24 protein-coding genes are annotated in these 25,577 nt (G+C 64.9%); 16 read left to right on the top strand and 8 right to left on the bottom strand.

Annotation, left to right across the window (positions count from 1 at the left end; translation table 11 throughout):
• Window positions 1-97: 97 nt before the first annotated feature.
• The 4 genes from SP5_RS18850 to SP5_RS13890 are packed head-to-tail and all read left to right on the top strand — an operon-like array spanning window position 98 to window position 3,385.
• Window positions 98-1,108, top strand: coding sequence for a glycosyltransferase family 2 protein (locus tag SP5_RS18850; protein WP_167334719.1), 1,011 nt, complete (start codon window positions 98-100; stop codon window positions 1,106-1,108).
• Window positions 1,105-2,103, top strand: coding sequence for an acyl-CoA dehydrogenase family protein (locus tag SP5_RS13900; RefSeq protein ID WP_042489913.1), 999 nt, complete (start codon window positions 1,105-1,107; stop codon window positions 2,101-2,103). Before SP5_RS18850 ends, SP5_RS13900 begins: the two co-directional genes overlap by 4 nt.
• Window positions 2,100-2,753: a PIG-L deacetylase family protein gene (locus SP5_RS13895; protein WP_042489839.1), complete on the top strand. Its 654-nt coding sequence runs from the start codon at window positions 2,100-2,102 to the stop codon at window positions 2,751-2,753. Before SP5_RS13900 ends, SP5_RS13895 begins: the two co-directional genes overlap by 4 nt.
• Window positions 2,750-3,385, top strand: coding sequence for a class I SAM-dependent methyltransferase (locus SP5_RS13890; RefSeq protein ID WP_042489837.1), 636 nt, complete (start codon window positions 2,750-2,752; stop codon window positions 3,383-3,385). Before SP5_RS13895 ends, SP5_RS13890 begins: the two co-directional genes overlap by 4 nt.
• Before the next feature lie 121 nt (window positions 3,386-3,506).
• On the opposite strand, the gene SP5_RS13885 is transcribed toward SP5_RS13890, so the two are convergent.
• The gene (locus SP5_RS13885) at window positions 3,507-4,520 is read right to left on the bottom strand and encodes an AI-2E family transporter (protein WP_042489835.1); all 1,014 of its coding nucleotides are present in this window, start codon (window positions 4,518-4,520) and stop codon (window positions 3,507-3,509) included.
• Entirely contained in the window at window positions 4,517-5,422 is a 906-nt protein-coding gene (locus tag SP5_RS18575; protein WP_167334718.1) for a YihY/virulence factor BrkB family protein, read from the bottom strand. The genes SP5_RS13885 and SP5_RS18575 overlap by 4 nt, the downstream gene beginning before the upstream one ends.
• A gap of 82 nt (window positions 5,423-5,504) precedes the next feature.
• Between SP5_RS18575 and SP5_RS13875 the strand changes: the two genes are divergently transcribed.
• Complete coding sequence (locus SP5_RS13875) at window positions 5,505-5,843, top strand: hypothetical protein (RefSeq protein ID WP_167334717.1); 339 nt, start codon at window positions 5,505-5,507, stop codon at window positions 5,841-5,843.
• A 124-nt stretch (window positions 5,844-5,967) separates the two neighbouring features.
• Here SP5_RS13875 and SP5_RS13870 read toward each other — a convergent pair whose 3' ends face one another.
• From SP5_RS13870 to SP5_RS13850, 5 genes are all read right to left on the bottom strand, one after another.
• Window positions 5,968-6,153, bottom strand: coding sequence for a helix-hairpin-helix domain-containing protein (locus SP5_RS13870; protein WP_042489910.1), 186 nt, complete (start codon window positions 6,151-6,153; stop codon window positions 5,968-5,970).
• A gap of 196 nt (window positions 6,154-6,349) precedes the next feature.
• Complete coding sequence (locus SP5_RS13865; RefSeq protein ID WP_042489833.1) at window positions 6,350-7,297, bottom strand: SMP-30/gluconolactonase/LRE family protein; 948 nt, start codon at window positions 7,295-7,297, stop codon at window positions 6,350-6,352.
• Window positions 7,294-7,779: a cupin domain-containing protein gene (locus tag SP5_RS13860; protein WP_042489832.1), complete on the bottom strand. Its 486-nt coding sequence runs from the start codon at window positions 7,777-7,779 to the stop codon at window positions 7,294-7,296. The genes SP5_RS13865 and SP5_RS13860 overlap by 4 nt, the downstream gene beginning before the upstream one ends.
• 601 nt (window positions 7,780-8,380) lie before the next feature.
• The gene (locus tag SP5_RS13855) at window positions 8,381-9,418 is read right to left on the bottom strand and encodes a ferritin-like domain-containing protein (protein WP_042489830.1); all 1,038 of its coding nucleotides are present in this window, start codon (window positions 9,416-9,418) and stop codon (window positions 8,381-8,383) included.
• 30 nt (window positions 9,419-9,448) lie between these two features.
• Entirely contained in the window at window positions 9,449-10,402 is a 954-nt protein-coding gene (locus tag SP5_RS13850) for a ferritin-like domain-containing protein (protein ID WP_042489828.1), read from the bottom strand.
• A 253-nt stretch (window positions 10,403-10,655) separates the two neighbouring features.
• On the opposite strand from SP5_RS13850, the gene SP5_RS13845 reads away from it, so the two are divergent.
• The 4 genes from SP5_RS13845 to SP5_RS13830 all read left to right on the top strand — a co-directional run bounded on the left by SP5_RS13845 (window position 10,656) and on the right by SP5_RS13830 (window position 16,003).
• Complete coding sequence (locus SP5_RS13845; protein WP_084220698.1) at window positions 10,656-13,526, top strand: TonB-dependent receptor; 2,871 nt, start codon at window positions 10,656-10,658, stop codon at window positions 13,524-13,526.
• Between the two features lie 412 nt (window positions 13,527-13,938).
• The gene (locus tag SP5_RS13840; RefSeq protein WP_042489825.1) at window positions 13,939-14,271 is read left to right on the top strand and encodes an ArsR/SmtB family transcription factor; all 333 of its coding nucleotides are present in this window, start codon (window positions 13,939-13,941) and stop codon (window positions 14,269-14,271) included.
• An 11-nt stretch (window positions 14,272-14,282) separates the two neighbouring features.
• On the top strand, window positions 14,283-14,711 hold the full coding sequence (arsC, locus tag SP5_RS13835) for an arsenate reductase (glutaredoxin) (RefSeq protein ID WP_439645619.1): 429 nt from the start codon (window positions 14,283-14,285) through the stop codon (window positions 14,709-14,711).
• Complete coding sequence (locus SP5_RS13830; protein ID WP_042489821.1) at window positions 14,711-16,003, top strand: arsenic transporter; 1,293 nt, start codon at window positions 14,711-14,713, stop codon at window positions 16,001-16,003. The genes arsC and SP5_RS13830 overlap by 1 nt, the downstream gene beginning before the upstream one ends.
• 125 nt (window positions 16,004-16,128) lie before the next feature.
• On the opposite strand, the gene SP5_RS13825 is transcribed toward SP5_RS13830, so the two are convergent.
• Window positions 16,129-16,998 (bottom strand): MBL fold metallo-hydrolase, encoded by an 870-nt coding sequence (locus SP5_RS13825; RefSeq protein WP_042489819.1) that lies wholly within the window; start codon window positions 16,996-16,998, stop codon window positions 16,129-16,131.
• A 68-nt stretch (window positions 16,999-17,066) separates the two neighbouring features.
• Between SP5_RS13825 and SP5_RS13820 the strand changes: the two genes are divergently transcribed.
• The 7 genes from SP5_RS13820 (at window position 17,067) to SP5_RS13790 (ending at window position 25,557) form a co-directional block, all read left to right on the top strand.
• Window positions 17,067-17,384: an ArsR/SmtB family transcription factor gene (locus tag SP5_RS13820; RefSeq protein ID WP_042489817.1), complete on the top strand. Its 318-nt coding sequence runs from the start codon at window positions 17,067-17,069 to the stop codon at window positions 17,382-17,384.
• Between the two features lie 4 nt (window positions 17,385-17,388).
• Window positions 17,389-17,907, top strand: coding sequence for a rhodanese family protein (locus SP5_RS13815; RefSeq protein WP_042489815.1), 519 nt, complete (start codon window positions 17,389-17,391; stop codon window positions 17,905-17,907).
• Between the two features lie 7 nt (window positions 17,908-17,914).
• Window positions 17,915-18,694 (top strand): sulfite exporter TauE/SafE family protein, encoded by a 780-nt coding sequence (locus SP5_RS13810; protein ID WP_042489813.1) that lies wholly within the window; start codon window positions 17,915-17,917, stop codon window positions 18,692-18,694.
• Window positions 18,695-18,982: 288 nt separating this feature from the next.
• The gene (locus tag SP5_RS13805) at window positions 18,983-22,234 is read left to right on the top strand and encodes a TonB-dependent receptor (protein ID WP_042489811.1); all 3,252 of its coding nucleotides are present in this window, start codon (window positions 18,983-18,985) and stop codon (window positions 22,232-22,234) included.
• A 59-nt stretch (window positions 22,235-22,293) separates the two neighbouring features.
• Window positions 22,294-22,998: a SapC family protein gene (locus tag SP5_RS13800; RefSeq protein ID WP_042489809.1), complete on the top strand. Its 705-nt coding sequence runs from the start codon at window positions 22,294-22,296 to the stop codon at window positions 22,996-22,998.
• A complete protein-coding gene (locus tag SP5_RS13795; RefSeq protein ID WP_052811563.1) occupies window positions 22,991-24,028 on the top strand; it encodes a cupin-like domain-containing protein in 1,038 nt (345 codons plus the stop codon). The genes SP5_RS13800 and SP5_RS13795 overlap by 8 nt, the downstream gene beginning before the upstream one ends.
• Entirely contained in the window at window positions 24,025-25,557 is a 1,533-nt protein-coding gene (locus SP5_RS13790; protein ID WP_042489808.1) for a tryptophan halogenase family protein, read from the top strand. The genes SP5_RS13795 and SP5_RS13790 overlap by 4 nt, the downstream gene beginning before the upstream one ends.
• The last annotated feature ends 20 nt before the right edge of the window (window positions 25,558-25,577 follow it).

Genomic DNA, 25,577 nt, shown 5'->3' with positions numbered 1-25,577 from the left:
GTCTTATCCTGTCGGCCTGTCGTACACAGGCAGGGCCGATCCGCATAGGTCGAGACGCACGAAGCATGGGAGAAGGATTCTGAGCGAGGACATCCCCGTGATCATCTGTGTCCCGGCGCGCAACGAGGCGGGCTTGCTGCCCCAATTGCTGTCCGCGATCGCCGGGCAGTCGATAGGTGCGAATGGCATGCATCTTTGCCTGTATCTCGATGATTGCCGGGACGGCAGCCGGGATATGCTCGATCGCATGCAGCCGGTCTTGCCCTTCGGGTTGACGGTGGCGCAGGGCACCCGGGATACGGAGCCCAATGCGGGCGCGGCCCGCCGCGCGGCGCTGGCCATGGGCCTCGAACGGCTGGCTGGCGCAGAGGGCCTGATATTCACGACCGACGCCGACAGCATGCCGCATCGCGACTGGATCGCGGCGGGGTGTCGGGCTTTGCAAGAGGCGGATGTGGTGGCGGGACGTATCCTCCGCCTCGATGCCGCGCGAGACCCCCTGCAGTGCCGCATCGAACGCTATTATGATCGGCTCCACCGATATCGCCGCCTCGTCGACCCGGTGCCATGGGAGGCGCGGGATACCCATCATTTCGGCGGAGGCGCCAATATCGCGGTTCGTGCGTCCGCCTATCGCGCGATCGGCGGGTTCCGGCCGTTGCCGTCCGGCGAAGATGCCCGGTTTCTGGACGATGCGGCGCGGGCCGGCTTTCGCGTCCGCCGCGACGGGGCGATGGCGGTCGACACATCGTCACGGCGAGACGGACGCGTCGCCGGGGGCCTTGCGGACGTGTTGCGGGCGCTGGATCACGGCGAATGGCCATCCATGGCCGACCCGCGTGGATCGTCATGGCAATGGCGCGCACAGGCGGCGGCGAGACGCAGTTTTGCGACGATCGACCAGATTCATGTCCGCACGGCGCTGGGGGAAAGCCTGGGCCTGTCGGCGGACCATATCCTGGGCGTCGCGCGGGACTGTCCCAATGGCGAGGCATTTGCCATGCGCATCGTTCCGGCACCCATGGCCCATGATGCCATGGTGTCGCTGGCGACGGCGGAAGATCGTCTGGGCGAACTGGAAAGCCGGTGGTGCGAGGTCGCGGCATGACGATGATGGCCGATCAACTGCGGGGCGCGATCGCTGCACAGGGCTGGGCCGATCATCCGCCATGCGATCCGCAGACGGCGGACGAACTGATCGCATTGCTGGCCAGGCTGTACGGGATCGGCCGCCGCGACCTTCCGCTCGCCCGACTGGTCGAGGGGCATGTCGATGCCGTGCAGATCGTCCGGCGCTATGGCTCGGCCGCTCAGGTCGACGTGCTGGGCCGTGCCTTGGCGCGCGGCGCGACGCTGGGGGTGTGGAATGCCGGATGGCCGGGGGAGGCGCTGCGGCTGGACGACGGGCGGCTGAGCGGCGGCAAAAGCTATGCCTCGGGGGCGGGGGTGCTGAGCCATGCGCTGGTGACGGCGGACACGTCCGACGGGGTGCAACTGCTCCTCCTCGACCTGTCCCGCATACCACCGGCGGTCGACTCCGATTGGTGGCGGGTGATCGGCATGCAGCGATCCGAAACGCATCGGGTGCGCTGGGATCATGCCCCCGTCACCGACGCGGATCGGATCGGCCGGCCCGGCTGCTATGCGCATGAGCCCTTTTTCAGCGGCGGCGCGCTGCGTTTCGTGGCGGTTCATGCGGGCGGCGTGGCGGGCATTTGCGACCTCAGCCGCGATCATCTGGTTGCGGCGGGGCGGGGCGACGATCCCTTTCAGGCCGCCCGACTGGCCGAGTTGTTCGCACTGGCCGAGGGCGCGGCCGCCATCGTCCGGCGGACGGCACGGCTGTGGTTCGAGAATGCCGAAGAAGGCGACGAACCGCGCCTGGCGCGCGTGGCGGCGGCCCGACTGGCGGTGGCCGATGCGGCCGAGCGGGCGATGGTCGTCGCACGCGAGGCCGTGGGGCTTGCCAGCCAGTTCCACAGCCATCCTCTCTCGGCCATGCTCAGCGATCTGGCGGTCTATCTCCGCCAGCCCGCCCCTGACGCCCAAAGGCTTCGCGTCGGTCGCGGGGTTCTGCAGGGTCTGTTGGTGCCCGCCCTGTGAAACTGGATCTCAACGCCGTTCGCCATGCCGTCGTCGTCGCACCCCATCCCGATGACGAGATCATCGGGGCCGCTGGCCTGATACAGGCCTTGCGGCGGCAGGGCAGTGTGGTCCGGGTCGTCGTGGTCAGCAATGGCGCCGCCTCGCATCCCAACAGTGGGGCATGGCCCCCCGAACGGCTGATTGCGGCGCGTCGGCAGGAAAGCCTGTCGGCGCTCGGTCGTCTGGGTGTGGTGCGTCATCGCGTGACCTTTCTGGGGTTGCCGGACGGTGGCCTTTCCGCTCAATCGCTGCTGTGTCGCCAGCGGCTGAGCCGGGCGATCCGTCGGTGCCGGGGTTTGGACATGCTCATCGGCCCCGCCATGACCGACGCGCATCCCGATCACCGGGCCGTCGCGGCGGCGCTTCGGGACCTCCATTTTGCCGGACGACGCATGACCTATCAGGTCTGGCCACCACACCGCGCGAGGGGTGCCCGATGCCGGACCGTTTCGCTGGCGGGCGGCGTGGCGGCGAAGCGATCGCTCATTCGGATGCATCGTACGCAATTGGGCGTGATCGCCGACGATCTTCATGGCTTTACGATCGCACGCCATGAACTCGCAGTCTTCGCGTTCCCCGTCGAACAGTTTGCCGAGGAGCGGCGATGAGGCCTATCGATCTTGCCGGTTTTGCCGAGAAATTCGCGGCAAGTGGCGACCCCTGGGGGACCTATTCCGACCGGGACGAAGCGACAAAGCGTGCGGCGATCCTGCATGCCCTGGGTCCTGGCCCCCTCGGCCGCGTTCTGGAACTCGGCAGCGGGAATGGATCGAACAGCCGGGCCATGGCCGCGCGCGCCCTGCGCCTCGATGCGACGGAGGGGACCGCCGAAGGTACGGCTCTGACGGCCCGCGCCATCGCGGACCGCCCCCGCGCGCGCGCCATCAGCCTGGCATTGCCCGCGCGATTTCCGCAGAAAGACTATGACGCTATCGTGATCGCGGAACTGCTCTACTATCTTTCCCCGCCAGCGATGAGGCACGTCGCCAGGCACGTCACACAGGCGCTACGCCCCGGCGGGCGGCTGGTGCTCGCACATCATCGGATCGACTATTATGATTTCGCTCAGCACGCCGCCGGGATACAGCAACGCTTCCTCGACCTGACCGGCCTGTCCTGGCGGACAGCCACGGTGCGCCGTCAACGAAAATGGCATGTCATCGTCGCACGAGCGATAGGCGAGCCACGGCGCCGCAGCCAGCCGTCTCACGGTCATCATCCGCCATCGCCCAGGCCATAGGTATCGGGCAACCGCCGCCCATGGCCCATGGGACGAACGGGCCGATCCGGAAAGCCCAGATAGCGGCATCGAATGACCTCCTATCGGTCCGGAGGTGGCCATGGAACCCTGGCCATCGGACTTACGCGGACAGCAATTTGGTGATCCATCGGCTGCGATCGAACTGGCCGCAGATGATGACGATCGCGGCGGTGAGCGGCACGGCGATCAGGGCGCCGGCGATACCCCACACCCAGCTCCAGAACGTCATGGCGATGATGATCGCCAACGGTGACAGCGACAGCTGCTTTCCCTGGAGTAGCGGATAGACCACGTTGCTGATCGTCATCTGCAAGATCACGAAGCCGACGAAGACCAGGGTCGGCATCTGCCACCCGCCGAACTGCACGAAGGCGAACAGCACGGGTGGCACGATGCCGACGATGTTGCCGATCACGGGCACGAAGTTGAGCAGGAAATTCAGGATACCCCAGACCAGCGCAAGCTCCAGCCCGGTCATCCACGACCACAGGGCGGATGCAGCCCCCGTCAGGATGCTGGTGGCCAATGTGGTGCCGAGATACCGACGGACCTGACCCGATATCTCCTCGCTCACTTCCAGCATGTCGCGACGCGCGCCGCCTTCGCACATCTCGTACAGACGCCGCCGCAGCCGCGGCACCTCGGGCAGGCCGAGCATCACGACGATACCGATGAACCCGACATAGGTGACGAAGGCATAGGCACCGCTGGCCAGCATCTGCAACAGCCCCATGATGCGCTGGCGGTTGATGGTCCCCGCGATCGGTACGCCATGCTCCGCCGCCCAGGCGGCAAGCCGCATATAGGCCTTTTCAAGCCCGGCCCACTCCGCCGACATGGCCCCGATGACCTGCCCGATCGACAGATAGACGGATGCGGCAAAGGCCGCGAGGATCGCGATCAGCGACAACAGGGTCAGCGTATAGGCGATCCACGACGGCATGAAGCGGGCAAGCCAGCGCTTGAGCGGCCACAAGGCGGCGACGATGATCGCGGCGAAGGCGACCGGCATGATCACCGCAAATCCTGCCCGCAGCGCCGCGATCAGCAGGATCGCGGCAATGATCGTCAGCATGCGATTGCGGTAGCGGTCCTGCACCGGATTTTGGGTCATTTGCGTCGTTCCTCGATGCGGGTCCCGGAATCGGCCATGGCCTCGGCGTTGAGCCGTGCGCCGAGCAGCAGCGCCCATGCCGAGACCATCAGCCACAGCATCAGCACCACCACGGCCGCGAGGGATCCATAAGTGTCGTCGAACCGCGCGATGCGCGCGACATAGATGCGGAACAACAGCGTGGCGGTGAGCCACATCGCGACGCCTGCGATCGTGCCCGGCAGGGCGCGGCGCCACGGGATCGCCTGCTCCGCCGCGGGCGCGTAGCGATAGATCAAGATCAGCCCTGCGCCTGCCCCGAGGGTCAGCGAGCCGAACAGCGTGATCGTGGACACGAGGCGCGCGCCGGGCAGGCCATCGGGTACATAGCTTTGCAGGAACGCCAGGACGGACAGGGACACCAGGGCGGTCAGCACCAGCGCGGCGCAGCCCAGCACCAGCGCCGTCGACGCGAACTGTCGGCGCAGACCCTGGCGCTCCCGCTCGATCCGATAGGCGAGGTTGATGCCGTGAAGCAGCGACCGCCCGGCGCGGCGGGCACTGAACAGGGCGATAGCGATCGAGAGGAGGAATGCGGTGATGGAGGCGCGGTCCGTCGCCAGTGCGTTGTGCAATCCCCTGGCGACGATCCTTCGCGCATCCACCGGCATGATCGCGGTCAGTGTCAACAGATTCTGCGCCACCGTCGCGGCCGGCACGATGGAGCCATAGGCGCCCGCGACAAGGCCGACCAGAGGGATCATGGCGAGGAAAGCGGCAAAGGCGATCGAGCTGGCCGCGATACCGAAATCGTCGCGCATACCGCTACGCACCGTCCGCCACGAAAGGATGGTCCAGCGCCGTACGTTCGACGATCCCACCCGCAGATGCCTGCCGGTCGCTCCGCTCGACCCCCATTCCATGTCCCCGCCCCCCCAATCGATCCCGACGCCTGTGTCCGGGTGACGGACCCATAACGATCGGCCTCCATTTAGGTCCGATCGATTGCAAAAAGGACTGACGGACCCGATGATATCGGGGCGTCGCATCGGCTGGCTCGTCCGGCGTGTCGCTCGAAAATCCGGTTTCGTACCGCGCTCCACCCGCGCCGCCGGGATGGTGTCGCACGTCTTTGCCGGGATCGTCGCGCGAGCGGTGCCGGATCATTTCATCGGAGATATCCGACAGAATGCGGTCGGCACGCTCCCTGATGCTCGCCCCGATGCTCGCCCCGATGCTCGCGGCGTCAAACCGGCATCGGCCATCGCGGTTCAGCAGAACGCCCAACGGGAAATGCACGGTGAGGCCGCTGTCGCCAGAATGTCGGCAGCCCTGGTGACGTGAAAATGGAGAGAGGATTTCTGTTCAGAGGTTCGGCAAAAGGCCAATATGACCCAACGGTAGAAACTGGAAAGCGTTGGGTGCCTGTCGAATGGCGGCTGCCGGGGCCGGGGGGCGATAACGACCGTCATTCGGTGGAGACAACGGCCTCGGCCCCGTTCCACTTGCCTGCGAGGCCCGGCACTTCCTCGAGCTGGCGGACCTCGCTGAAGCTGCCACGCTCGTCCCGATATCTCACGATCTCGAAACCATGTCCCTTCAGCTGGGGCACCGCGTCCAGTTCCGCTGCGGTCGCGCTATTCAGGTTGATCATGTACGTCTCCCATCGGTCCGGACCAACGAACGTCGCGTCATGGCGTGCCATCGCATTCCAGGCTGGCGTCTGTTTGCAGGGCGAGAAACCCGTGCCCCTCCCGTCGCGACGTCATCCAGATCGAGCCATAGGACCTCGGACCGCGCGACACCGGCCTTGTCGCCTTGGCCTGACGACCGGGTGCGACCAGCATGGGCTATGCCAGCGGCAACATCCAGAGGTGCGCGCCGCCGGTCACGAACAGGCGCATTTCGTCGGCGTCGAAGGTACAGTTGCTGCACGTCTCCGGCGTCGGCACGGTGGCGAGATGCGTACCGTCATCATCGAACAGCTCGACCCCCTTTGCCGAACTGCTCCACAGCCAGCCGCGCCGGTCGATGGTGAAGCCATCGGGTATCCCCTCGGCCATGGTAGCGAACCGTCGCCGGTTCGACAATGCGGTCCCGTCCCAGTCGAAGGCGCAGATCGCCACTTCGCCCTCGCCATGCTCGGGAGTCTGCGAGGCGTAGAAAGTGCGTCGATCGGGCGAGAAGGCGAGGCCGTTGGGCTGCGCCATGTCGACCATCCGCCGCACCGTGCCATCCTCGTCGATCCGACAGATCGCGGTACGCCCGCTTTCCGAACGGCCGGGCACGCCTTGCTTGGGGTTTTCGAGGCCGAATGTCGGGTCGCTGAACCAGATCGCCCCGTCGGGGGTGACGATCAGGTCGTTGGGCGCATTGAGGCGGCTACCCTCCGCCGCCCATGCGATGGGGGTCGCGACACCCGTGCCGTCGGACCGGCTGATCGCGCGACGGCCATGCTCGCAATGTACCAGCGTGCCGTCCGGCAGCACCGCATTGCCGTTGATGAACGGCGTGGCGTCGAGGAGCACGTCGACCGCGCCGTCCTCACGCCACCCCAGCACGCGGCGACCGACGATGTCGCTCCATACCAGCGTTCGCTCGCGTGCCCACCATGTCGGCCCCTCACTCCAACTCGCCCCATCGTACAACGTGACGAGCCGCGCCTCACCGAGCACCGCGCCCGCCGCGGCGTGGTGGATGGTTGGTGGCGCCACCTCGGTCCGCTCGGGCGGTCCGGGCTGACGCAGCCGGGCGGGAGTCAACAGCGGGGCGAGCGGCGTCGCCTGAGCGTCCGTCATGCCCCGAACGGGTCGCGGGTCTGCGCGGCGGGCGATGTGGCGAACTGGATCATGATCTGGAGACAGGGCTCGTCGCCGATCTGGCCCGATCGATGCCCCTTGCTGTCGGTCGTGTCCTGATCCTGGCCGAAATGAATGTCGCCCGGTCCCATCTCCACCCGGTTGCCGTCCATCGTCTCGATGAACCAGCGGCCGCGCAGCGGGATCACCCATTGCGGCTTGGGGCTTTCATGCCAGTCGCCGACCCAGCCCACCGGCAGGATCGCGAAGTTGACCGCTTCCACCTCGCCGGGAAACGGTCGCATCCATTGCGGGTCCGCGCCGCCGCCGACACTCTTCTGGCCAAAGCCGGTCATGCGCGACAGGTCGATCCGGCTGCCGCCATCCGCCCCGGTCCACATATGAAGGAAGGGCAGCACCGGCGGCCGCTCGGCATCGGTGCCGTCATTATCGAGCGTCACCCGGGTCGGCAGGTCGGTCATCTTCGTCTCCTCCAGCCTCACGATGCGGCAGGACCGCGAAGCGATGGTCCAACGGCGGGCGGGCGCGGAGGTTTCGTGCGCCCCGGAACGTCGCGGCCTGCCGACCCAACGGCGCGATCCCATGATAGGGTGCGATGGCCACGAAGCGGATCGACGAGGTTCGCGGGCTGCGCATGACGCCGCTGTGATCTTCGCGGCGAGACTCCGCTCTCCTGCACCTTTGCGCTGCCAGCGATGCAGCATCGTCGGCATGATCCCCAACCCGGCCGAAACCTCGCTCTGCATCCGGCCACTCGTCTTTAACAGCGCCACCGCCTCGCGCGTACGCTCGTGCTTGAGCCGACGCTTCGTCATATTCGCAATCAGAACACGTCCTGGCTGCGCAGAGCCCGTCGTCGGTGTCCGGCAAACCAGCGGAAGATCAACGGAAGGCTGGCTCGGCGGAAATTCGAGCCGTTTGAGACGAGTTTGAACGCGCAAACAGCAACGCTCCATTCGAACGTCTTTTACCGCGATGCAAAAAGCGAAGAGGGGGAAGCCCTCTTCGCCAACGTTTCGTGCGCCGTCAGAGTGGGGTGCCGAAGGCGCACGACCCGAGGGATCACATGACGTTGTTCCCACTGGTCTTGATCAGCCCGTTCACACCGCCCGGGAAAAATCCTCCCGAGGATGCTGCGGTGCCGGATGCGTACAAAATGCCCAGAGCCTGTTCGGGCGTGCGGCGCAACGCTATCCAATTATTGTCGCGGAGCTGGATTTGGGAGCCAAAGTCCTCTCCGCCGCCGAACGACCCTATGCCGCGGTCCAGGCCGACGGGACCATCGAGCCGATCCCGAACCTCGGCCATGCGCCATGACCGTTCGAACAGGATTTCGCTTTCCGGGATCGATCGCTTCTGAAGGATCGCGCGCTGGTAGAGGGCGTTGCGAATGGCTCCGTCGCTGGCGGCTATGCCCGCGACGAGCGCCGCGACCGGGCCGCTTGTCGTCGCGCCCACCTGAAAGCCCTGGCCGACCGATGTCGTCATCACGACCGCCGAAAGGGCCACTGCGCCGAGCAGGAACTCGTCCTGGCTGGCATAGGGATCGAAGAAGCTGGTCGGTTGCGTCGTTGTCGACGCCACGCGCGCGATCGCATCGAACGGTCCGTTCTGGCCACCGGCGATGTTCAGGGCGGGCTGGGCGGTCGCCGCGCTGCCCAGCGTCTTGCGCAGGAAAGCGATCCGGGCGAGCACGGCATTGGCGACCTCATTCACCCCGGCCAGCGTCATCGGGTCGGCGAACATGACCTTGCTGCCGCCCGTCACGCCACCTGGGGTGCCGACTCCCGTAATCAGCGCGGCGGGCAGGGTGGTGCCGTCCAAAGCGCGGACCAGGAACGTGCCATAAAGATAATGAAGCTGCAGGATGAGGTTCATCCGGTCGGCGTCGGTCGCCGTATAGGCTGCGGGTGGCGTGGGAGTGGCGGTCGCCGATGCGGTAGGCGTCGGCGTGACCACCGATTCGGACCCGACGACATCGTCATTACAGCCCTCGAGAAAGGCCAGCCCGCCCGCCATGATCGAGGCGGTGCCGAACCAGCGGATCATCTGGCGGCGCGTGGTGTCGGCAGTGGCGATATCCTTGTCGGAATAGGTCATGTCATCCCCCTTGGGATCGAAATTGCGGACTTAGTTGGCGGCACCCGTCTTGAACGTGCCGTTGATCCCGGTCGGGAAAAAGCCGCCTTGGGTAGCGGCGCCCGGCGTCATGAACAGCACGTTGAGCGCATGGCCGGGCGTTCGCGACAGGTGCAGCCCGTCATCGTCGGTCAGCGCCAGCCGGGCCGCCAGGCGGCCATTGACCGGAACGGGAGACAGGCCACGATCGGTCGTGTCGCCCCCGCCAATGCCATTGCGCCACGACGCCATGCGGTCGACCATCGTCACGATTTCCGGCCGGGCTGCGGATGCGGCCATCAGGATGGTCCGTATCGTCGTGACGTCCGTCGCCGCCGTCGCCGCCATCGACAGCATCGATGCGCGGATGACCGGATTGGTATAAAGCGTCGACAAGCCGTTGAGCGCCGTTGCCTGCACGGCCAGGATCGTTTCCGCGGCCAGCGCCAGATCGACCGGCGAGGCATAAGGATCGAAGCTGTCTCCCGGTCCGATCGCGCCCGCCAGCCGGAACATGGCGGTGAACCGTTCTGCCGTCATGTCGATCTGATTCTGCGCCGGAGAGTCGGCGCGGAGCAGGTCGCGGAGGAAAAGAGTGCGAAACCAAAGCGAGTCCGCAATTTCCTGAATACGCGCCTGGATATCACGCGTCCCGGCCGGAAAACTGACCTGCTTGGCCGAGGTCGCCGAAACGCCCGGCCGATCCAGCGTCTCGCCGCCGCGGATATATTGGGCCGGCAACTGTCGGCCTGCGCCGTAAATCGCCAGTTGCAGCATGTTGGTCGAAAGATAGTGCAAGTTCAGCGCAAATTGCAGCGGTGCGGTGTCGACCGATGACGCCACCTGGGCCTGAGCTATCCCGGCAGTTCCGACGACCACGGCCCCGGCCAGCACGGCTCCGGTCAGAACTTGGCCGAAGAATTCGCGACGACCGGAACTTGTCGATTCGCCTCGATGTTCGGGCATGATTCGAAAGTCTTCCATTTCCCTCCCCTGTTGTTGACCGCCACGCCTGGGGGCGGCTGCGTCACCCGGTGCTCTGCCTATCTTTGGAACTGCGACATCCGGCCTCGGCGAATCCTTCCTGAGCGTCCAGGCATCCTATGGCTGCGCCCATATGAAATTTTTTTCAAGTTTAATTTGTCCGAGTTTAAGAGTCCAGCTACGTTGCACAAGCAAGTTAAAAGGGCTTCCGTAAACGTTTTTGGGGGAGGTGAGGATGCTGTCCATGCATGGACTCGCAGGCGGGGTTGCTGTTGCTGCTTTAATTGCTGCTTTTCCGGTTGACGATGTTGCTGCGCAGCAGAAGCAAGATGTTACTAAAAAAGCACAGAATGTGTTAACTGGCGGGGCTTCTGCAAAGAAGGCGAAGCGCAACCGCACAAAGCGCGATGAGAAAATAGCGAAAGATGCTGCGAAGAGCGGCGAATCGCAGCCTCAACTCTCGAACACTAATGGGCGACTCGAAGGCGATATTATTGTCATGGGGCTTCGCGAGAATGTGAAGTCGGCCCGAAACGCCAAGCGCCGGGCATCGCAGATCGTCGACGTCGTGGTCGCGCAGGACATCGGCAAATTACCAGACAAAAACATTCCCGAGGCGCTGGCGCGCATTCCCGGCATCCAGATCGAGCGCAATCGTGGCGAAGGTGGGGAAGTCAAAATTCGCGGCCTGGGCGGGGCCATGACAACGGTCAACGGATCGCCGACCTTCTCGGCCGGTGATCGAACGACCTATCTGAACGACATCTCGTCCGATCTTGTCGCTGCGATCGAGGTGTTCAAGACACGAACACCGGACCAGGTCGAAGGAAGCCAGACCGGCGTCATCAACCTGACCCTGCGTCGGCCGACCGACTTCAAGGAGGGAGCCACCTACGCCTTCAATGTGCGCGGCGATTACGCGGACCAGATCAGGAAGGTGAACCCCTATGTCAGCGCCCTCGTCGCATATAATGCGGACACCGATATCGGGCGGATCGGGTTTTCGGTGAACGGCACCTATAACGACGTGCGCTACAATGAATCGAGCCGCTGGAACCAGCGACCGATCGTCCCGAACAACCCGCGCCAGATCGTGCTGCCCAGTACGACCCCAAGCAACATCTACATGCCCTTCGAAGTCGGCTTCGCCGGACCCAATGGCTGGTCGCGCCGCGCCGACGTGCAGGTTTCGACGCAATGGCGGCCCGACGATCATTGGTCGATCACCCTGGAAGGCGGCTATCGCAATCAGAAAATGCTCTGGGCCGACAACGGCTTCGTCCTGCCGCTGACCTATTCGGCATCGGCCGCACCGCCGCCGGTGTTGTCGAACATCAAACTCGGCCCCGATGGCCGGCTGGTCGAGTCCCTGACCGTCACCTCGCTCGACCCGTTCGGGCCGGGCCGCGAATCGTTTCAACATGAAAGCCGCAATTACAATGGCCGCTTCCAGGTCGACTTCACCAATGACCGGCTGGAATTCAACGGCTGGCTCAACTACGCCCGGGCCGAAAATTATTCGAACAACATATTCCACTGGATCCGCTTCAACCAGCAGCCTGAATTTGACATCATCTTCAACGACAAGCGCGACCCACTTGGCGGGTCGCACGTAACGTTCAAGAATTTCGATCTGCTCGATTCTAAAAATTATTTGTATATTGATGGATTCAACCAATCTCGCCAGTTCACGACCAGTGCCGAACTCGAGGTGAAATATGATCTCAAGCTCTACACCGGCTGGAATCTGATCGACTATCTGAAGACCGGTTTCCGCTACGCCAATCGTAGCTACGACAGGCAATATGGGCGCCGTGGCGACTATCGCAATCTGCGCCTGCCGATCAGCAGCCTGCCTGACTATAAGTTGGTGAGCAGCGGCAAGGGCTTTCAAGGCTCGCCATCGGCATCGACCGCCGAATGGTTGATCGGTGATACCAATTCGATCCGGCAGAGCTGGGATGCGATACGGGGGCAACTGGTCGGCATCTATCCCGAGCTTGCCGATCCTTATCCCACCTACAACCCGCTCGATTATTTCGAAGGTTCGGACGGCAGCTATGCGGCCTATGCCATGGCGCATTATAACGTGAAGCTGTTGTTTCCGATCGACGGGGTGATCGGGGGCCGCCTGGTCAACAATCTGACCAACCTGACCGCGGTCCAGCGCGTCGCGCGGTTCGTGAATATCGACGACCGACTGGTTGAACAGACCACGGACGAGACGATCTCTCCGAAGGGCAACTTCCTCGACTTCATGCCCAGTGTGAATGCCATCATCCACTTCACCCCCAAGCTGCAGCTGCGGACGGCGTGGACGTATGAAGTGGGCCGCCCCAGCGTCTATCAGATCAACCCGCGGCTCCAGATCGATGTCCGCAACGCCGCGCGGCCCGTCGCGGGCGGCGGCAACCCAAGGCTGGGTCCGATCACCACCACCAAATATGACGCCTCGTTGGAATGGTATTTTGGGCCTACCGGATTGGCCAGCCTGGCCGTTTGGCAATGGAGCCAGGAAGGCTTTATTGGCAATCGAACGCTGCCCGAGGTTTTGCCTCAGGCGCCCAATGTCCTGACACTGGTCACGCGCCCCTATAATCTGGGTCGCGGGCGCCATCGCGGGATCGAAGGCAATGTGACCACCTTCTTCAGCTTCCTGCCCGGTATCCTGAAAAGCTTCGGGATGCAGGTGAACGGCACGATGAACATAACGCGGCAGGCATTCCCCGTGTTTCGTCCGGACAGCAACGAGATTCGCGACGCGGAATTCGTGTACGGCCCGTTCCTGAACGTGTCCAAGTACATGTACAACATCGTCGGCTTCTTCGAGAAGGACGGGCTGAATGTCCGCGTCGCCTATAACTGGCAATCGCGGCGTCAATGGTGGCGTGACGGCGCTGATCCCTTCAACAATCTGTTCCTCGATCCTGTTCGTCGCCTGGATGCGTCGATCAACTATGACGTGAACAAGAACCTGACGCTCGCGCTGGAAGGCTCCAACCTCACGGCGGACGGCAATCGAAGCTATTGGGGATCCTATGCCGCACCACAGGATGTGCGGTACTTTTCTCGCAATTTCAGTTTTTCGGTGCGCACTCGCTTTTGAAAGGAGCGGCATCGTCGGGATGCCACGGCCCTGCGTGGCGTCACCGGAGAATGCCGGGATCCTATATCTCGCGCCTGATCCCTTCAGGTGGGAGAGATGCCGGTCCGCTGCCTTGCCTCACCGGCTCCTGCCATGACGCTGCGGGAGACCGGGTGGGGATTGGGCGGGTGCCAGGCTGACGTAGAGCGTTGAGCATGAAATCCGGATCACAGGATCATGCAGATCATGGATTGCGATCGACCGTTGGCAAAGGGGGATCATGGGGCAGGTCGCAGGGCATCCGGCGGCGCCGTCGCGCTTTCTCAAGGCGGCAGCCTGCCCAAAATCCGCCATCGGACGGGTGGTGGAATGTTCGATCCGCATATGAGGACGCGGCAATGGCGTCGAACAATATATCCATTATGCTGGATGGATGGAAAACGATTCGGCTATCGCTGCGCTCGGTGCTTTGGCACAGGAAACCCGGCTGGAGGTGTTCCGACTGCTGGTCCGCCACGAACCCGCCGGGATGGCGGCCGGTGAAATCGCCCGTCAGCTCGGCGTACCGCAAAACACCATGTCGGCGCATCTCGGTATCCTTGCTCGCGCAGGCCTGATCCGATCGGCGCGCCAAAGCCGATCTATCATCTATCGAGCCGATCTCGGCGGCCTGCGCGCGCTGACGCTGTTCCTGGTGAAGGACTGCTGCGCTGGCGCGCCTGCACTATGCGCGCCGCTCATCGCCGAACTCGCCCCCTGCTGCTGAAAGGACAAGCCGTGGCCGTCGATATCGTCATCTATCACAACCCCGGCTGCGGCACGTCGCGCAATGCGCTGGCCATGATCCGCAACGCCGGTATCGAGCCGCATGTGGTGGAGTATCTGAAAACGCCGCCCTCTCGCGCGCTGCTGGTCGAGCTGATCGACCGCGCGGGCATGACGCCTCGCGAGTTGCTGCGCGAGAAGGGCACGCCCTATGCGGAGCTTGGCCTGGGCGATACGGCGCTGTCCGACGACGCGCTGGTCGACGCGATGATGGCGCATCCGGTCCTCATCAACCGACCGCTGGTCGTCTCGCCGCTCGGGGTGAGGCTGTGCCGCCCCTCCGAATCCGTCCTCGATCTGTTGCCGAGTGGCCAGCTCAGCGCGTTCGCCAAGGAAGTCGGGGAACAGGTGGTGGATGCCGCGGGCCAGCGTTTCGCCTGATGATCCTCGCCATCCTGATCTTCGTCGCGACGATCGCACTCGTCATCTGGCAACCCAAGGGCCTCGGCATCGGGTGGAGCGCCATGGGCGGAGCCATGGTGGCATTGCTTGCGGGCGTCGTCACGCTTTCCGACGTGCCGGTGGTGTGGGGTATCGTCTGGAACGCGACCGCCGCGTTCGTCGCGATCATCGTCATCAGCCTGCTGCTGGATGAAGCGGGCTTTTTCGAATGGGCGGCGCTGCACGTCGCCCGCTGGGGCGGCGGGAACGGTCGCCGCCTGTTCGTCCTGATCGTGCTGCTGGGCGCAGGCGTGTCGGCGCTGTTCGCCAATGACGGCGCGGCGCTGATCCTGACGCCGATCGTCGTCGCCATGCTGCGCGCGCTGGGGTTCAAGGACAGGGCGACGCTGGCGTTCGTCATGGCGGCGGGGTTCATCGCCGACACCGCCAGCCTGCCGCTGGTCGTATCGAACCTCGTCAACATCGTGTCGGCCGACTTCTTCCATATCGGGTTCGGCGACTATGCGGCCGTGATGGTGCCGGTCGACCTGGTGTCGATCGCCGCCACGCTGGGCGTGCTGCGGCTCTTTTTCCGACGCGACATACCCGTGGACTATGACGTGGGGGCGCTGCGGGCGCCGCGTGACGCGATCCGCGATGCCGCGACCTTCCGCGCCGGATGGATCGTCCTCGCGCTGCTGCTCGCGGGCTTCGTCCTGCTCGAACCGACCGGCGTGCCGGTCAGCGCGGTCGCCGCTGCGGGCGCGATCCTGTTGCTCGTGATCGCCGGACGGGGCGATGTGATCCAGACACGCAAGGTCGTGCGCGGCGCTCCGTGGCAGGTCGTCATCTTCTCGATGGGCATGTATCTGGTCATCTACGGCCTGCGAAACGCGGGGCTGACGGACCATCTGGCGGCGCTGCTCGATCGCACCGCGCAAAATGGTGTGTGGGGGGCGGCGCTGGGTACGGGCGTGATCGCGGCTGTCCTGTCGTCGGTGATGAACAACATGCCGACCGTGCTGGTGGGCGCGCTGTCGATCGACGCCAGTCACGCGACCGGGACCGTCAGGGACGCGATGATCTACGCCAACGTGATCGGCTGCGATCTCGGCCCCAAGCTGACCCCGATCGGCTCGCTCGCGACACTGCTGTGGCTGCATGTCCTGGGGCAGAAGGGCGTCAGGATCGGTTGGGGTTATTATTTCCGGGTCGGGGTCACGCTCACCGCGCCGGTCCTGCTCATCACGCTGGCGGCGCTCGCGCTGCGGATGGGGATGGGGATGGCTTGAGGCCTCTCCACGACCTTGTGGCGCAGCCCCGAACGCCACGACCCGGTTACCGGCCAATCGGTCACGTGCCGCGCAACAGGGTCGGGCGCTATTCCGGGCGGACGATCGCGACCGCACCATGATCCTCATCGCGCTTTCCACGTCACCGGAATGCGAAGGTAGCTGACGCCGTTCGCCTCGGCCTCGGCGAAACGCCCAGCGCGGATGTTGACCTGGATTGAGGGCAGCAGCAGCCTGGGGACGGACAGCCCGGCGTCGCGCTGCTCGCGCATCGCGACGAAATCATCCTCGCTCACGCCGTCATGGACATGGACGCTCGACCGGCGCTGCTCGCCCACCGTCGTCTCCCAGCGATAGTCGTCGCGGCCCGGCGCCTTATAATCGTGGCACAGGAACAGTCGCGTCGCCTTGGGCAAGGCCAGCAACCGCCGGATCGAGCGATAGAGCGTACGGGCGTCCCCGCCGGGGAAGTCGGCGCGGGCGGTGCCATAGTCGGGCATGAACAGCGTGTCGCCGACGAACGCCGCATCGCCGATCCGATAGGCGATATCGGCCGGGGTATGGCCGGGGACGTGCAGCACCTCGACCTCCAGCCCGCCGATCGCGAAGCGGTCGCCGTCCTCGAACAGCCGGTCGAAGTCCGAGCCGTCGGTCTTCAGGTCGTCCATCGCGAACACGGGGCGGAAGATCTTCTGCACGTCGCGGATATGCGCGCCGATCCCGATCCATGCGCCGGTATGCGCCTTGATGAAGGGGGCGGCCGACAGGTGATCGGCATGGGCGTGCGTCTCCAGCACCATCACGATCCGCCAGCCCTGTGCGCGGGCAAAGGTGATGATGCGTTCGGCCGAGCCGGTGTCGGCGACGCCGCTCGCCATGTCGAAGTCGAGCACCGGATCGATCACCGCCGCTGTCCGCGTCGCGGGATCGCCCACGAGATAGCTGATCGTGTTCGTCGGCTCGTCGAAAAAGGCCTCGATAAAGGGCTGGGTCATGATTTCCTCCGTTAGCGCTTGCTAATATATTAGATAGTGCTACATAAGCAATACCTAATGGAGTAGCGATGATGCACAAACCCCCGATGGACCTGGCGACCTTCGAGGCGAAGGCCGGACAGGTCGCCGACACGCTGAAGGCGATCGGCAATGCGCGCCGGCTGATGCTGCTGTGCAAGCTGGTCGAACATGGCGAGGTGACGGTCGGCGACCTGGCGCGCGATGTGGGGCTGTCGCAATCGGCCTGCTCGCAGCACTTGGCCAGGATGCGCGACGAGGGCCTCGTCACCTATCGGCGGGAGAGCCAGACGCTCTGGTACGCCGTTGCCGATCCCCGCGTCGAAACGCTGCTCGCCACCCTTTACCAGCTCTATTGCAAGGATTGATGCGATGACGCTTGCGACCCTATCCCCCGCCGAGACCCATGCCGTGATCCGATCCGGTGCGCGCCTGATCGATATCCGCGGGGCTGACGAACATGCGCGCGAGCGTATCCCCGGTGCGGTGAACGTGCCGCTCGACCGGATCGGCGACCTGCCGTGTGACGGTCGCCCGGTCGTCTTTCATTGCAGATCGGGGATGCGGACTGCCGCCAATGCGGCGCAGCTCTGCGCGGCGGCGGGCAACGCTCCAGCCTATATCCTCGGGGGCGGCATAGAGGCGTGGCGACAGGCAGGGCACCCCGTGGTCGCCGACCGGTCGCAGCCGCTGGAGATCATGCGGCAGGTGCAGATCACCGCCGGGGCGCTCGTGCTGGCTGGCGTCCTGCTCGGCCTGTTCGTGACCCCCGGCTTCTTCGCGCTGTCGGCGTTCGTGGGGGCGGGACTGATATTCGCTGGCGTGACGGGGTGGTGCGGCATGGCCAATCTGCTGCGCATCATGCCGTGGAACCGGCGCGCGGCGGCCTGAGGCGATCATGGGCACCGCCGCCATCCTCGCCGCGCTCCTATCGGGTGGCGTGATCGGCCTGATCCTGGGCCTTGTCGGCGGGGGCGGGTCGATCCTGGCCGTGCCGCTCCTGATCTATGTCGTCGGGGTCGGATCGCCGCATGCCGCGATCGGGACAGCCGCTGTCGCCGTCACGGTCAACGCGCTGGCCAGTCTGATCGGTCATGCCCGTGCCAGCCGCGTGAAATGGCGGTGTGCGAGCGTCTTCGCCGTGTCGGGCATGATCGGTGCTGCGCTGGGGGCGGAACTGGGCAAGGCGTTCGATGGCAAGCGGCTGCTCGTCCTGTTCGGGCTGCTGATGATCGGTGTCGGCATGTCGATGCTGCGCAAGCGCCGTACGGCGGAAGCGCCCGACGTGCGGCTGAGCCGCGACAGCGCCAGGGCGCTGCTGCCGCGCCTCGTGCCGATCGGACTGGGCGTCGGATTGGCGGCAGGCTTTTTCGGGATCGGGGGCGGTTTCCTGATCGTGCCGGGGCTGATCCTGGCGACCGCCATGCCGCTACCCTTCGCAATCGGCACCTCGCTGGTCGTCGTCAGCGCGCTGGGGCTGACCACCGCCACCTCCTACGCCTTGTCGGGGTTGGTCGATTGGCAGGTGACCGCGCTCCTGATCATGGGCGGCGTCGTCGGGACGATCGGCGGCATCGCGCTGGGCAAGATTCTCGGCACTCGCAAGGGGCTGCTCGAACGCGGATTTGCCGCCATAGTGATCGCGATCGGCGCCTATATCACGGCGTCATCCATCTAGATCGATCCGCCATCCCAGCGTGGCGGACGGCAGGCCGTGGTTGGGGGGCTGCGCCGGACCGCGATCGCCTGACACTTGCCACCGATGCCCAAAGTCTCGTCGCGAAAGGCGAGGGGAGTGTGGCGGCGGAAGCACAGTCGCCCGGTTGATTGACCGGGCACCATGCCGCCACGGCATTTTGATTGACACCGATGCCGGTCGGTATAGCTATGAACTATAAAGAAAATAATTAGCCGAATTCATCGGCGAACAATCAGAGCAAAAAATAGCCGTAATGGGAGAGGTGGGATGAAGGGGAAGACGCTTGCGCGCGTGCTCGTGCGCTCGACATCGGTGCTAAGCCTGACGGCGGGGCTGTTGCTGGCTTCGCAGGCCCAGGCGCAGACGGCACCGATCGACCCGCAACAGGGCACGCCCCAGGCGGACACCAGCAGCCAGACACCCCCGCCGGGCGAGGCAAGCCCGACCAACCCCCAGCCGGAAACCACGCCGGACGACATCGTCGTCACCGGCGTCCGTGCCTCGCTGGAACGCTCGATCGCCATCAAGCGCGACTCGAACGGCGTCGTCGACGCGATCAGCGCCGAGGATATCGGCAAGTTCGCCAACACCAACCTGGCCGAGTCGCTGCAGCGTATTACCGGCGTTTCGATCGACCGGCGCAATGGTGAGGGTTCGACCGTCACGGTCCGCGGTTTCGGCGCGCAGTACAATCTGGTCACGCTGAACGGCCGCCAGTTGGCGACGTCCAACATCGTCGCGGTCGGCGGCGACCAGGGCGGTGACGGCGCGGGCGGCTTCGGGCGCTCGTTCGACTTCTCGAACCTCGCCTCGGAAGGGGTGAAGACGCTGGAGGTCTACAAGACCGGGCGCGCCGCGATCCCGTCGGGCGGCATCGGCGCGACGGTCAACGTGGTCAGCCGCCGCCCGCTCGACAATGCCGATACCGGGCTGGTCGGGTCGCTGGGCGTCAAGGGCAGCTATGACAACAGCTCGGCCGACTGCATCGACTGCGGCGCGCGCGTCACGCCCGAGGCGTCGGGCACCGCCAGCTGGACGGACAGCGAGAAGCGTGTCGGCGTGTCGCTGTTCGGCAGCTATCAGAAGCGCAATTTCAGCTTCGCCAGCGTCGCCCCGGACAATTGGAATATCCGTTCGCTCAACGACTTCCTCAACCCGTCCAACGGCTTCATCAACGGCGCAACCAAGATCAACAACCGCCCGACCGGCAACCCGCTGGTGTCGGTGCCCAACGACTTCCGCTATCACTTCTCCGAGGCCAGCCGCGAGCGGATCAACGGTCAGGCGATCCTGCAATTCCGTCCGACCGACACGCTGACCTTCACCGCCGACGGCCTCTATGCCCAGCTGCGCCAGTCGGAGCGCCGGTCGAGCCAGTCCAACTGGTTCAACCGCCCGTTCAGCGAGGTGACGTTCGACGATGCCAGCAACGGTATCGCCACCACCCAGTTCCTGGCCGAGACGATCAACGGTGTGAAGGACGCGGCGTTCGAACAGGCCTATCGCGCGCAGAAGAACAGGCTCTACGACGTCGGTGGCAATATCGAGTGGAAGCCGAGCGACCGCTTCACCCTGTCGATCGACGGCCATGCCGGCGAGGCGCAGAGCCTGCCCGAAAATCCCAACGGCCAGACATCGACCACCGTCGCGATCAACGCGCCGGTCGTGACGGGCCATACGCTGCGCTGGACCGATAAGGGGTTCCCGCAGCAGACGCTGTCGATCAACGACGGGACGCAGAGCACGACCCCGACCGGCCAGTCCTTTATCAAGGGCAACAATAACGGCGTGCTGGACGTCGGCGATCTGGCGAGCGCGGTGCAGCGCCAATTCGCCTCGAACCAGACGCAGCGGATCCGCGAGCTGCGCGCCGATGCGGCCTGGGAATTCACCGACCAGATCCGGTTCGATGCGGGTGCCGATTATCGCACCACGACGACCCGCCAGACCCAGTTCAACACGCGCCAGGTCCTGGGCGACTGGGGCAATTCGCTGCCGCCCGACGTCGCGCGGCTGGCACCGGGGCAGGTCTTCCAGTTCTGCAACACCTGCAAGTTCGAGCATAACAACCCGAATGCCGATCCGAACACCCAGATCGCCTTCCGTACCGAGGACGCGACCAAGCTCTACAACACGCTGTTCAACTATTATTCCGGCGTGACGAACGACGGGGTCGACCACCGCAACAATATCGACGCGAACAGCGACAATTCGGTGCGCGAGAATATCTGGTCCGGCTATCTCCAGGGCAGCTGGAACGGGCAGGTGTTCGGCCGCAATGCACAGATCGTCGCGGGCCTGCGCTATGAGAATACCAAGGTGCGTGCGGTGTCACTGCAACCGGTGCCGCTGGCGATCGTGTGGACGGCGGACAACGACTTCGTGATCCAGAACAGCGCGGATCAGCAGGCCATCTCGGCGCGCGGGTCCTACAGCAACTGGCTGCCCGCCGTGGATGCCAAGATCGAGGTTCTGGACAATCTGTTCGCCCGCGCCTCGTACAGCAAGACGATCTCGCGTGCGCCCTATGGCAACCTCTTCGCCTCGACCGGCGTCGGTGCGCCCGGGCGGCCGACCGCGATCGGCGGCATCGCGACGGGTTCGTCCAACAACACCGGCCTGCTGCCGCTGTCGTCGGACAATATCGACCTGTCGGTCGAATGGTATCCGCGCAAGGACGTCTTCCTGTCCGCGGGCTTCTTCGACAAGCGGGTCCACAACTTCATCGGCAACACGGTGGTGAACCGCAACCTGTTCGGCCTGCGCGACGCGACGTCGGGCCAGGCGGGCACCCGGTCGGGCACCGCCCGCCAGCAGCTGGCGAACACGTTCGGGGCGGACATCACCGACGTCAACCTGTTCACCTATACCGCGCTACTCCAGCAGAATAACGGTAATGTCGCGGCGGCGAACGCGCAGTTCGCGGCCAATTACAACACGCAGAGCCGCGCGCTGAACCAGGGCTTCGTCGACTCGATCCTCAGCCAGGTCGACATCAGCCCGAATGCCAGCGACCCGCTGTTCAACTTTGCGGTCAACACGCCGATCAACAACCGCGACGCGCATATTTATGGCGTCGAGCTGGCGGGCCAGTATTTTCTGGGCGAGACGGGCTTCGGCGTCGCGGCCAGCTATACGCTCGTTCGCGGCAATATCGGCATCGACATCGCCGCCGATCCCAGCGTGAACACCTTTGCGCTGGTCGGCCTGTCGGACACCGCCAATGCCACGCTGATTTACGACAAGAACGGCATTTCGATGCGCCTGTCGTACAACTGGCGCGACAAGTTCCTGAGCGACATCAACCGTGGCGGCGATCGCAATCCGGTCTTCACCGCGCCCTATGGCCAGCTCGACCTGTCGATGAGCTTCGACCTGACGCCGCGCTTCGCGCTCGGCTTCGAGGCGATCAACCTGACCGAGGAGGGGGTTCAGACCTATGGCCGCGACCGGATGAACACCTGGTATCTGGCCGAAGGCTCCGCCCGCTATCTGATCGGCGCGCGGTATCGCTTCTGATCGTGGAAACCCGGAAGGCTGCTGTCCCCTCTGCGGTCTTCCGGGTACAAGGGGCGATCATGGCCGCACCTGTTCTGCTCAACAATATCGACCATCGCGACCTTCGTGTCGCGATCGGTCATCACGCCCGCTTCGGCGATGCGATCAACCAGACGCGCGTGTTTCCGTCCGAGTTCGAGGAGCTTCAGCGCGAATACGCCATATTGCTGCGGCGGGACGAAGGCGGGGTACTTTATGCGACCATCCTCCTGGGCCTGGACCCGGACGAAAACCTGTTCCTGACGGGCGACCGATGGGAGGCCCGCTACATCCCGGCGACCCGGGCGCGCGGACCGTTCTCGATCGGTCACGACGCCACGGGCGAGCCCATGGTCTTTGTCGACCCCGAGCATCCGCGACTGACCGCCGAGGGTTTTCCCGTGTTTCGCGAACATGGCGGCAACGCGCCGCTGCTCGACCATGTCTCGGCCATGCTGCAACGCATTTATGAGGGCGTGCAGACCGAGCGCGCGATGTACGACGCCTGGGCCGCGCTCGACCTGCTGACGCCCGCCGTCCTGCAACTCGATCTGGATGAGGGGCGGCGGTACAATGTGCCGGATTGCCTGACGATCGACACGGCACGGCTGGCGGCGCTGGAGGCCGGGGCCTTGGGTGATCTCCATGCGCAGGACTATCTGCGCCCGGCCTTCTGGATGGCGTCTTCACTGGGCAATCTCCGCCATCTGATCGACCGCAAGCTGAGCCGGGATGCGCATGGCTGAGCGCCTGCCCACCGCGCGTCATGCCCGCGAGCTGGTGGAAACGAAGGTGCCCGATCTCGCGGCGCTTGTCCAAGGCAACGAGCCGGTCATTCTGCGAGGCTATGCCGCGCACTGGCCGCTGGTCCGGGCGGGGCAGGTGTCCGCCCGTGCGGCGGCTGACTATCTCCTGGGCTTCGATCATGGGCGGCCGGTGACCGGCTATATGGGTGACCCGGCGATACGGGGGCGGTTCCATTATGACGAGACGGTCACCGGACTGAATTTCCAGACGCAGACCCTGCCCCTGCGCGCGTTCCTGACGCGGCTGCTGGACGAAGCCGAAGGGCCGGGGGAACCGCCCGCCCTCTATATGGGGTCGACCGATCTCGACGCCTATCTGCCGGGTTTTCGCCGGGAGAATGATCTGGTTCCCTCCGGCGAGCTGTTCCAGCGTCACCCGCCACTGGCCAGTATCTGGATCGGTAACCGGACCATCGCCTCGGCGCATTACGACATGGCGAACAATGCGGCGATCTGTGCCACCGGTCGGCGCCGCTTCACGCTGTTTCCCCCCGATCAGATCGGCAATCTCTATCCCGGTCCGCTTGCCCCGACGCCGGGCGGGCAGGTGGTCAGCATGGTCGACTTCGCCCGGCCGGACCTCGATCGCTATCCCCGTTTCGCCGATGCCATGGCCCACGCCGTGGTGGCCGAACTCGAACCCGGTGACCTGCTGATCTATCCGGCTTTATGGTGGCACCAAGTCGAGGCGCTGGAGGCGTTCAACATCCTCGTCAATTATTGGTGGACCACGGCACCCGACTATCTCGATACGCCGATGGATAGCGTGATGCATGCGATGCTGTCGCTGCGCGATCGACCGGCGGCGGAGAAGCGGGCCTGGCGGGCGGTGTTCGACCACTACATCTTCGGCGACGGCGAAACGGTCGTGGCCCATCTGCCGCCCGCATCGCAAGGCCCGCTCGCGCCGCTCGACGAGGCGATGGCGCGGCGGCTACGTGCGTACCTTCTGCAAAGGCTGAACCGATGAGCGATCCCTATCGGCCGACCCATGTCGTCATTGCCGGGGGCGGTACGGCGGGGTGGCTCGCGGCAACGGCGCTGGCGCGGCAGCTGGGGCCGCTGGTCGATGTCACGCTGGTCGAGTCCGACGAGATCGGCACGGTCGGCGTCGGCGAGTCCACCATCCCCACGGCGCGCAGCTTCCATGCCTTTCTAGGGCTCGACGAGGCCGAGTTCATGAGGGCGACCCAGGCGACCTTCAAGCTGGGCATCGCGTTCGAGAATTGGGGACCGGACGGCGCGCGCTATTTCCACCCGTTCGGGACGGTCGGCCGGTCGGTGGCGATCGCCGATTTCCAGCATTTCTGGCTGGAGGCCAGGCGTCACGGCTTTGGCGGCGCATATACCGACTATTCGCTCGAGACGCGGGCGGCCGAGGCGGGTCGGTTCGGACGGGACGAGGCGGGCACACTGGCCTATGCCTATCATCTCGATGCCACGGCCTATGCCCGCTTCCTGCGCGGTATCGCCGAACCGGCCGGGGTGCGCCGGGTCGAGGGACGCATCGCCAGGGTCGAGCGCGATGGTGCGGGCGGCGACATCGCCGCATTGCATCTGGCATCGGGCAACCGGATCGAGGGGGACCTGTTCCTCGACTGCACCGGCTTTCGCGCACTGCTGATCGAGGGTGCGCTGGAGACGGGCTTCGAGGACTGGAGCGAATGGCTGGCCTGCGACCGCGCACTGGCGGTCCAGACCGAAGCCGTCTCACCCCCGGTTCCCTATACCCGCGCCATCGCGCACCGGGCGGGCTGGCGCTGGCGCATCCCGCTTCAGACGCGGGTGGGCAACGGACTGGTCTATTCCTCGGCCGACATGAGCGATGACGAAGCGACCGCGACGTTGCTCGGCGGAATCGAGGGTAAGCCATTGTTCGAGCCGCGTACTTTGCAGTTCCGCGCCGGGATGCGGCGGCGGGCCTGGAGCGCCAATTGCGTAGCGCTGGGACTGGCGGCCGGGTTTATCGAGCCGTTGGAATCGACCAGCATCCATCTGGTCATGATCGCGGTGATGCGCCTGATCCAGGGCTTTCCGTTCCAGGGTCAGGATTGCGCGGCGCTGCGGACGCGGTTCAATGCCCAGTCGCGTCACGAATGGGAGCATATCCGCGACTTCATCATCCTGCATTATGCGCAGACCGGACGAACGGACTCGGTGTTCTGGCAACGCTGCTCCACGATGTCCGTGCCCGATACACTGGCGCAGCGCATGGCATTGTTCGTCGAAAGCGCAGGGGCATGGCAGGGGCAGGACGATCTGTTCAAGATCGATTCCTGGATTTCGGTCATGCTTGGGCAGGGAATGGTTCCAAAAGCCCATCACCGCATATCGGGGATGCTCAGTCCGCATGCCCTGCGCGATTCCTTCGACGGGCTCGACCAACAGCTTTCCCGGCAGGTGCAGCAGATCCCGGACCACCTCGCCTTTATGAACGGATATTGCGCGACGCAGGCTCGGCCGGATCTCAGAATCGATCCGGGTGACGCAGCCCACTGATCTGACTTCGCCACCGGTTC

The organism is Sphingomonas parapaucimobilis NBRC 15100, assembly GCF_000787715.1.
GTDB classification, from domain to species: Bacteria; Pseudomonadota; Alphaproteobacteria; order Sphingomonadales; family Sphingomonadaceae; genus Sphingomonas; species Sphingomonas parapaucimobilis.
The sequence above is the reverse complement of the archived record's forward strand: the minus strand, read 5'-3'. Positions and strand labels throughout refer to the sequence as shown.